At 57.7% G+C, this 9,060-nt stretch carries 7 protein-coding genes and 1 pseudogene; 7 read left to right on the top strand and 1 reads right to left on the bottom strand.

What is annotated here, in order from left to right; genetic code table 11:
• Positions 1–334: 334 nt before the first annotated feature.
• The 3 genes from BN871_RS08155 (at position 335) to BN871_RS08165 (ending at position 3,416) form a co-directional block, all read left to right on the top strand.
• On the top strand, positions 335–1,273 hold the full coding sequence (locus BN871_RS08155; protein WP_269745410.1) for a helix-turn-helix domain-containing protein: 939 nt from the start codon (positions 335–337) through the stop codon (positions 1,271–1,273).
• 424 nt (positions 1,274–1,697) lie between these two features.
• A complete protein-coding gene (locus tag BN871_RS08160) occupies positions 1,698–2,576 on the top strand; it encodes a carbohydrate ABC transporter permease (RefSeq protein ID WP_048745312.1) in 879 nt (292 codons plus the stop codon).
• Between the two features lie 3 nt (positions 2,577–2,579).
• Positions 2,580–3,416 carry a carbohydrate ABC transporter permease gene (locus tag BN871_RS08165; protein WP_048745313.1) on the top strand — a complete coding sequence of 279 codons (837 nt, stop codon included), beginning with the start codon at positions 2,580–2,582 and terminating at the stop codon, positions 3,414–3,416.
• Between the two features lie 940 nt (positions 3,417–4,356).
• On the opposite strand, the gene BN871_RS28930 is transcribed toward BN871_RS08165, so the two are convergent.
• Positions 4,357–4,476 (bottom strand): kinase/pyrophosphorylase, encoded by a 120-nt coding sequence (locus BN871_RS28930; protein WP_021881791.1) that lies wholly within the window; start codon positions 4,474–4,476, stop codon positions 4,357–4,359.
• A gap of 544 nt (positions 4,477–5,020) precedes the next feature.
• On the opposite strand from BN871_RS28930, the pseudogene infB reads away from it, so the two are divergent.
• The 4 genes and pseudogenes from infB to truB all read left to right on the top strand — a co-directional run.
• A pseudogene (infB, locus tag BN871_RS08170) lies at positions 5,021–6,835 on the top strand (translation initiation factor IF-2); the annotation flags it as partial.
• 14 nt (positions 6,836–6,849) lie between these two features.
• On the top strand, positions 6,850–7,206 hold the full coding sequence (gene rbfA, locus BN871_RS08175) for a 30S ribosome-binding factor RbfA (protein ID WP_048745314.1): 357 nt from the start codon (positions 6,850–6,852) through the stop codon (positions 7,204–7,206).
• Entirely contained in the window at positions 7,203–8,186 is a 984-nt protein-coding gene (locus BN871_RS08180) for a bifunctional oligoribonuclease/PAP phosphatase NrnA (RefSeq protein WP_021878682.1), read from the top strand. Before rbfA ends, BN871_RS08180 begins: the two co-directional genes overlap by 4 nt.
• A complete protein-coding gene (truB, locus tag BN871_RS08185) occupies positions 8,186–9,043 on the top strand; it encodes a tRNA pseudouridine(55) synthase TruB (RefSeq protein WP_053086957.1) in 858 nt (285 codons plus the stop codon). Before BN871_RS08180 ends, truB begins: the two co-directional genes overlap by 1 nt.
• Positions 9,044–9,060: the final 17 nt, after the last annotated feature.

Here is a 9,060-nt window from a genome sequence, read left to right on the forward strand (position 1 = left end):
GCCTCATTTTAATCTGTTGCACTAAAAGGTCCAATCTTTCATTTGGATCTTTTTTAAGTTCACATTCCCACAGAACGATAACATTCCAACCCTTCATCCTTCTGGAAACCGGGTCGACCCGCATGAAGAATGCCGGGCATGTCGCCGGCAAGACGATCTTTACCGTAGGCCTTTGTTCCCTGATCTAACTGGGCCGTAGGTACGGCATCGCATTCGGCGGCGAAGGCAACTCGTTCATAGGATGGGGAGACTTCTTCTTGAACCCGGCCAAAGCCTCCGTTGACAACGGCCTTCCAACGACAATCTTCTTCTTCCTGAGCTGGACGGGGAGGAGCTGCGCCGGGCCGCGGCCGAGCTGCGCCGGGACAGCCTCGCCCTCGTCAGGGAGGGAGGGAGCGTCGCTCTGCTGATCGGCCTGCGCAAGGGCGACCATGCCGATACGGCCAGAGAGCTCGCGGTGACGCTGCTGGGCAGGCTGCCGATCTCGATGGAAGCCCGGATCGGGACGGGAGGCGTCTACAGCGGCGGATCCGGCTTGGGCCAAGCGTACAGGGAGGCGGAGTCCGCCTGCCATAACGCCTGGTATGCTCCGTCTGGACAGCCCGTCGCCGCATATGCCCCCGCGCCTCAGCGGCAGGCCGATCCGGAGCCGCTCCGCAGATGGGTGGACAAGGCCAAAGGAGCCGTCAAGGCGGGCGATCTCGACGGCGCTTCCGAAGCGCTGGACGAATGGATTCGGGAGGCTGGAAAGCTGCGCATGGCGTGGAGCGTTCTTGTCGATGCCGCAGCGGAAGCGGCCGCCGCCCTGGAGGAGGGGCTGACGGAAAGGAAGGAGTCTGCGAGCCCTTTCATGCCGCAGCCCGGCAGCTTCCCCGAGTGGCAGCGCTACGCGGCGGCGCTGCGGGAGATTTTCCAGGAAGGACTGCGGCGGGTCAAGGACCAGCGGCATGAAAGCCGGTCGGTCGAAACCGTCAAAGCTTATTTGCATGAGCATTACAGCGAGGAGCTGGACCTGCAGAAGCTTGCCGATCTGGTGCATTTGACGCCGAGTTATCTCAGCAAGCTGTTCAAGAGCGAAACGGGAGAAACGATAACCGATTATGCGATCTCGGTGCGGATCGAGCAGGCCAAGAAGCTGCTGAAGGAACGTCCGGAGCTGAAAACCTACGAGGTCGGCGAGCTGTCGGGCTACACGGATCCCGCCTACTTCACCAAGGCATTCAAGCGGGCCACAGGGAAAACGCCCAAGGAATACAGGGACGGCGCCAGATAGCGGGAAGAAGCCATTGCCGCTTCGCTGCTGCCTTCGGTTTGCAGCCGCTGCTTGACTTGCGCGAGCATAAGCATCAACAGCATATCCGGCATCGTCGTCATTGCAGGCTCATGTGCTTCGAGGGCTCATGCAGACGGCAAGCCAGAGGCGGAGGGTGGAAAGCAGCCAACGGACGGCAGCGATTAAAATAGCAGGAATGGATATCGCCTTGATGAGGGGAATCCCGTTCCGGCAGGCGAGTGGAACAGGCATCTGCATCCGTGCAGATGCCTGTTTGCTGCATAAGCTAACGCAGCTAACAGAGTTAGCACAATTGAAGACAACAAAACCAAACACCGTCCATTCGCAAAGTCCAGGGAAGGGCCTATAATTGTCTATACTGAAAGCGGTATCAATCCCGGCAAATGAAAGTGAGGGAAACTTCGTGAATCGGCTTACCTACAAAACGCAGCGATTACTGATCTTGTTCGGCTTTCTGACCATACCGGTCCTGCTCAGCCTTACATTCTCGTACTATCCGGCCGTTTCCCTGATCTACTACAGCTTTACGGACTGGACCGGCACCGGCTGGGACATGAACTGGGTAGGCCTGGACAACTACAAGCAGATCTTCTCCGAGCCCGAGGTGTTCAACGCCCTCAAGAACAACGCCTACTACTTCGTCGGCGGCTTGATCCAGGTGGCCTTCTCCCTGTGGTTCGCCGTTATCCTGACCGGAAGGCTGAAGGGGAAATACGGCTTCCGCGTCGCGCTGTTCCTGCCGTATGTGCTGCACAGCGTCGCGACGGTCATCATGTTCAAGAACGTGTACCATCTCGACTATGGAGCCTTGAACGGCCTTCTGCGCGCAGTCGGACTGGATTCCTGGCAGCAGAGCTGGCTCGGCAATCCGCATCTGGTCAACGTTTCTCTGGCGTTCATCTCGATGTGGAAATACATGGGCCTCAACATGGTGATCTTCATCGGCGCCCTGCAGTCCATTCCCGGGGACATTTACGAGGCGGCATCGATCGACGGCGCGTCCGGCTGGCAGAAATTCCGCTTCATTACCGCGCCCAGCATCAAAAGCGTCCTCTCGCTCATGCTGCTGCTGACGCTGACCGGCGCCCTCGAGGCCTTCGATATTCCTTACGTCATGATGCTCGGAGCCAACGGAACGCAGACCTTCGTCATCCAGACCGTGGACACGGCCTTCAAGTATCAGAGCTTCGGCCTCGCATCGGCCATGGCGGTCGTGCTGCTCATCATCGTACTGATCTTCATCGTCATCCAGCGCAAAGTCTTGTTCAGGGAGGGGAAATAAACCATGGATCAAGAGAAAAGCTCGCCGCTGTTCACGGCTTTCAAATATCTCACGATCGTGCTCGCCCTGTTCGTCGTGTTCTTCCCGATCTACTCGGTATTCGTCGGCGCGTTCAAAACCCAGATGGAGTACTACCAGTCGTCCTCCCTGGCGCTGCCGCATGACTTCTTCAACTTCGACAACTTCAAAAAAGTATACGATGTCGGAGATCTCGGCCTCGGCTTCAAGAACACGCTGATCGTCCTCGTTGCGGCTGTCGCCGGCAACGTCGTGCTCGGCACGATGGTCGCGTACGCCTTGGGCCGCTTCGACTTCAAGCTGAAAAAGCCGATCATGGGCATGTACCTCGTCGCCCAGGTCATCCCGATGGTGACGACGCAGGTCGCCACGTTCTCCGTCATCCAGAAGCTCGGCCTGTACAACACGATGGGCGCTCCGATCCTTCTGTACATCGGCGCCGACGTGCTGCAGATCGTCATCTATCTCCAGTTCGTCAACAGCATTCCGAAAGACCTGGACGAGAGCGCGATGATGGAAGGGGCTTCGCTGTTCAAGATCTACCGCTCCATCATCTTCCCTCTGCTGGCCCCGGCCACGGCGACGCTCATCATCCTGAAGACGATTTCCATCTACAACGATTTCTATACGCCTTACCTGTACATGCCGAGCCAAAAGCTCAAGGTCGTCTCCACCGCGATCTACTCGTTCGTTGGGCCGAATGCCGCCCAGCTCAACGTCATCTCGGCCGGCATCCTGATCATCTTCATTCCGACGGTCGTCTTGTTCCTCTTCCTTCAGCGCTATATTTTCGCTGGGGTTACGAACGGGGCGGTCAAGTAAAAATTGCAGAGGCGGCTTGAGGGCCGCCTTTGCTGTTTCCTTGGGAAAGGGGCAGCTGCTCTGCGGAGGCCATCGGAGGGGGAAATGATAGCTGCGCTGCGGAGGCCATCGGAGGGAGAAGCGCCAGCTGCGCTGTGGAGGCCATCCGATCCTCCAATCGCTGTTGAAGCCGGATTGCTCTGATTTACACCCCCTGACAGGGTTGCAATCCGTCTTCAAAGGCGAACGCTGCCGCTTTTCCGGATTCGGATGGCCTCCTCCGCTCCGCTTGGAGGGAGAACAACAACGAGGCAAGGCCTCCTCCGCTCCGCTTGGAGGGAGAACAACAACGAGGCAAGGCCTCCTCTGCTCCGCTTGGAGGGAGAACAACAGCGAGGCGAGGTCACCTCCGATCCGCTTGGAGGGAGAAAGGGAAGTTTCAACGATGAAGTTTCGGAGCCACAGTGCTCGTCTGTTTTTTAATTTATCGGACATACGATCCGCTATTCGGCTCAAAAGCAAGGATTTCACCATTTATCGGACATACGATCCGTTATTTAGCGATTTTAACCCTCGTAGGGTCTCATTTTGGCGAAATAACGGATCTCATGTCCGATAACAAGCTGGTTAGGTAGTAAAACGACAAAATAACGGATCGTATGTCCGATAACAAGCGAGGCTCGGGCGACAGGAGCTGCAATCGGCCAAGCTGCCAGGATTGAGATCATACGATAAGAAAGCAAGCTCCTGCTCCTAAATAATAAAATCCCTATCGCAATCTCGCTCTGTTGTTGAGTCACATCTGCTAAAAGAGCTTATGCTTGCAGATTCCGCCGTCTCATTCAGCCAGAGTAAAAAAACCAAAAGCTCCCAAAATTACTGCGGAGGCTTTACTGCGATATAAGCAGAAATCTCAAACCCGTCTACAATCGAATCCGATCATCAGGCTTGTCGACATGACTTAAGGCTGGATCCGATGCTTGCGCGCATCGAGAATGATGCCGGCCGTCTCCTCGATGGCCCGGTCCGTCACGTCGACGACGAGGCAGCCGGGCCGGCGGAACAGGCTGCGGGCATGCATGCTCCAGCTCCTCCGCCACCCGCTCGAGGCTGGCATAGCTGACGCTGGACGGAAGTCTGCTTGAAAACCTCACTTGCCTTTGCGGATCGGACATACGATCCGTTATTTGGCCGAAAATCATCACATTCCTATGCGGATCGGACATACGATCCGTTATTTGTGAACAATTAGCTATATAGCAATATAAACTATAGAAATAGCGGATCCTATGTCCGATAAATGCGTCAATGAACGAAATCCTCGGAAATAAGGGATCCTATGTCCGATAGGAAAATGAGGTTGCTTGAGCATGAGCATTATCAAGGTTGAAAGTTGCCGAAACCAGCGATCTCTCTTATCTCCCCTCCATCCATTGCCACATCGGCGTTATTTCACGGCATTAACGCACATACTCGCCAGTACGTGCAAGTTCATGTCATTGCGCCCATTCCATAGCAAATTCGGCCCCAGAGTCCTTGAAACCTCGCGAGGCGCGCGAATTGTCAACCCTTCTCTCTTCTCTTCTCTTCTCTTCTCTTCTCTCGGCGTCAKCTACAAGAGCCGCGGCAGAGGCGGCAAAGGCGGCCGCGGCGGCCAGCAGCCTCAACGCGAGAAAATCGACAATACGCCGAAGAAAATCATCGTCCGCGGCAGCATGACCGTCGGCGACCTCGCCAAGCTGCTCCACAAGGACGCTTCCGAAGTCATCAAGAAGCTCATTTTCCTTGGCGTCATGGCGACGATCAATCAGGAACTGGATATCGAGACGATCCAGCTCGTCGCATCCGAGTTCAAAGTCGAGGAAGTCGAAATCAAGATTCCGGTCGAGGAAGACGATTTCGAGACGGTCGAAGAGAAGGACGAGGAAGAGAATCTCATCGCCCGCGCTCCGGTCGTGACCATCATGGGCCACGTCGACCACGGCAAAACGACGCTTCTGGACGCAATCCGCTCCACGAACGTGACCGGCGGCGAAGCCGGCGGCATCACGCAGCATATCGGCGCGTACCAGGTCGAAATCAACAATAAGAAAATTACGTTCCTCGATACTCCGGGCCACGCCGCGTTCACGATGATGCGCGCCCGCGGAGCCGAAGTGACGGACATCACGATCATCGTCGTGGCGGCCGATGACGGCGTCATGCCGCAGACGGTCGAAGCGATCAACCACGCCAAAGCGGCGAATGTCCCGATCATCGTGGCGGTCAACAAGATCGACAAGCCGGATGCGAATCCGGATACGATCAAGCAGGAGCTGACCAAATACGAGCTCGTACCGGAAGAGTGGGGCGGAGACACGATCTTCGTCAACATTTCCGCCAAGCAGCGCATCAATCTCGAAGAGCTGCTGGAAATGATCCTGCTCGTGGCCGAGGTCAACGACTACAAGGCCAACCCGAACAAACGCGCCCGCGGCACCGTGCTTGAGGCCGAGCTCGACAAGGGCAAAGGCCCGGTAGCCCGCGTGCTCGTGCAGCACGGGACGCTGAAGATCGGCGATGCATTCGTAGCCGGCAATACGTTCGGCCGCGTGCGCGCCATGATCAACGACAAGGGACGCCGCCTCAAGGAAGCCGATCCTTCGACTCCGGTCGAGATTACGGGCCTGACGGAAGTTCCGCAAGCCGGCGATCCGTTCATGGTGTTCGAGGACGAGCGCAAAGCCCGCGACATCGCGGAACGCCGTTCGATCAAGCAGCGCCAGTCGGAAATGGGAGCGAATTCCCGCGTTACGCTGGACGATCTCTACAAGCACATTACGGAAGGCGAGATCAAGGACCTCAACGTCATCATCAAAGCCGACGTTCAAGGCTCCCTGGAAGCTCTCCGCGGCTCGCTCGAGAAGATCGAAGTGGAAGGCGTCCGCGTGAAGAGCATCCACAACGGCGTCGGCGCGATTACGGAATCCGACATCACGCTGGCATCGGCCTCCAACGCCATCGTCATCGGCTTCAACGTCCGTCCTGAGACTCAGGCCGCCGTGGCTGCCGAGCAGGAGAAGGTCGACGTCCGCCTGCACAACATCATCTACAACGTCATCGAAGAAATCGAGCAGGCCATGAAGGGCATGCTGGATCCGGTCTTCAAGGAAGTCGTCATCGGCCACGCCGAAGTGCGCAACCTGTTCAAGGTGAGCAAGGTCGGCACGATCGCAGGCTGCATGGTCATCGACGGCAAGATTTCCCGTTCGGCTGAAGCCCGCATCGTCCGCAGCGGCATCGTCGTATACCAAGGCAAAATCGACACGCTCAAGCGCTTCAAGGATGATGTGAAGGATGTCGCTCAAGGCTACGAGTGCGGCATTACAGTCGAGCGCTTCAATGATCTTCAAGAGGGCGACGTTATCGAAGCCTTCGTGCAGGAAAAGGTAGAACGTTAAAGAGGTGATTCACCATGGCTAAGATCCGCGTAGGCCGGGTGGGGGAACAGATCAAGAAGGAGCTCAGCCAGATCATCCAGGCTGAGCTCAAGGATCCCCGCATCGGTTTCATCACGGTGACCGGCGTCGAAGTCACGAACGACATGTCCCAGGCGAGAGTGTACCTGAGCGTGCTCGGAAGCGACGATCAAAAGGAAGAAACATTGAAGGCGCTCGCGCGCGGCACCGGATTCATCCGTTCGGAGCTCGGCAAGCGAATCCGTCTGCGCCATACGCCGGAGCTGCTCTTCAAATTCGACAGCAGCATCGAGTACGGCAGCCGCATTGAGTCTCTGCTCACGGACATCAACCGTGACAACGGAGGCCAATGACCGGGGCGGGGCAGGATCTATACGAAGCTGCTCTGCAGTTCATGAACGAGGGAGACGACTACTTGGTTGTCTCCCATGTTCAGCCTGACGGGGATGCGGTGAGCTCCACGCTTGCTGCGGCCTGGCTGCTCGGCAAGCTGGGCAAGAAGGCTGTCTTGGCCAATGAAGACCTCGTGCCGGACAGGCTGCGCTTCATGGCCGGCTCGGAAGGCATTCTCCGCTATGGAGAAAACCAAGGGCGGAAGTTCAAGCGGATCATTGCCGTCGACTGCGCCGATTTCAAACGGATCGGACGAATTGCGGAATGGTTCGAAGACGGGTACGAGCTGCTCAATATCGATCATCATCCTACTAATAACGGATACGGAGCCGTCAATCTCGTCGTTCCCGATGCCGCGGCCACGGCACAGATTCTGTACGGGCTCGTCCGGACCGCTTGCATGCCTCTGGAGCAGCCGGCGGCGGAAATGCTCTACACCGGATTGCTTACGGATACGGGAGGCTTCCGGTATTCCAATACAGATACCAGGGTCATGCAGGCAGCATCGGAGCTTCTTGAAGCCGGGGCGGGCGGCCATGCCATCGCCGATCGGCTGCTGGAACGCATGTCGCTGCCTCAGCTGAAGCTGCTTCGGCTAGGGCTGAACCGGATGGAATTTCATTATGGCGACCGCGTCTGCACGATGCATATCTCGCCCGAAGACATGCAGGAGACAGGCGCTGCGCCGGAGGATCTGGAGGGCCTTGTCAATTATGCCCGCAATGTCGAAGGCGTAGAGGCTGGCATCCTGTTCAAAGGCTTGCGCGACGGAAGCGTCAAGGCAAGCCTGCGCTCCGGAGGCACGCTTGATGTGGCGGCAATCGCTTCCCGCTTCGGCGGAGGCGGCCATATCCGGGCGGCCGGCTGCCGCATTGACGGCCCGATAGAGGAAGCGATGAGCTCCCTGTTGGCCGTCATAAGGGAGGAACTGAAAGACTGATGGATGGAATTTTGGCAATCTGGAAGCCTGCCGGCTGGACGTCCCACGACGTGGTGGCCAAATGCCGCAGGCTGCTCCGGACCAAACGCATCGGCCACGCGGGCACGCTGGATCCTATGGTGACCGGCGTGCTTCCTTTATGCGTCGGCCAAGCGACACGCGTGGTTGAATACATGCAGGAGCTGCCCAAAGCCTACGAGGCCGTCCTGCAGCTCGGCATTTCTACGGATACGCTCGACTTGACCGGCGAGATTCTGGAGCAAGTGGACTCAGTCGCATTGAGCGAGCAGGATATAAGGCAAGCCCTGATGTCCTTCCTGGGCGAAATCATGCAGCTGCCGCCGATGTATTCGGCCGTGAAGGTTGACGGCAAGCGGCTCTATGAATTGGCGCGGGAAGGCAAGACGGCGGAGCGCAAGCCCCGTCAAGCCACGATTCATTCGCTTGATGTGCTGTCCATGGATTTGGACAGGCCGCATCCGCTCGTCCGGTTCCGGGTCGTCTGTTCCAAAGGGACGTACATTCGCACGCTGTGCGAAGATATCGGCAGCAAGCTCGGGGTGCCTGCCGCCATGGCGGAGCTGAAGCGCACGCTGTCGGCGGGCTTTTCGGAAGAGGATTGCCTGACGCTTGAACAAGCCCAGCTGTTGATGGAGCAGGGGACGATGGAGCAGCGCCTGCTTCCTGCGGAAGCGGCGCTTGCCCACATGCCGCGCTCCAGCGCCGCCCCGCCGGCTATGCGCCAAGCTCTGCAAGGCCGCCGGATTCCGGTCGAGTGGCGCCGTCATCAGCCTCGTCCAGGATCTGCAGCTGCCGCGCAAAGCCTGGCTTCCCATCCTGCTCCACTCTCGCGGTAGCCATCATTCACCTTGTA

The sequence above is a fragment of the Paenibacillus sp. P22 genome (assembly GCF_000469945.2).
GTDB lineage: Bacteria > Bacillota > Bacilli > Paenibacillales > Paenibacillaceae > Paenibacillus_O > Paenibacillus_O humicus.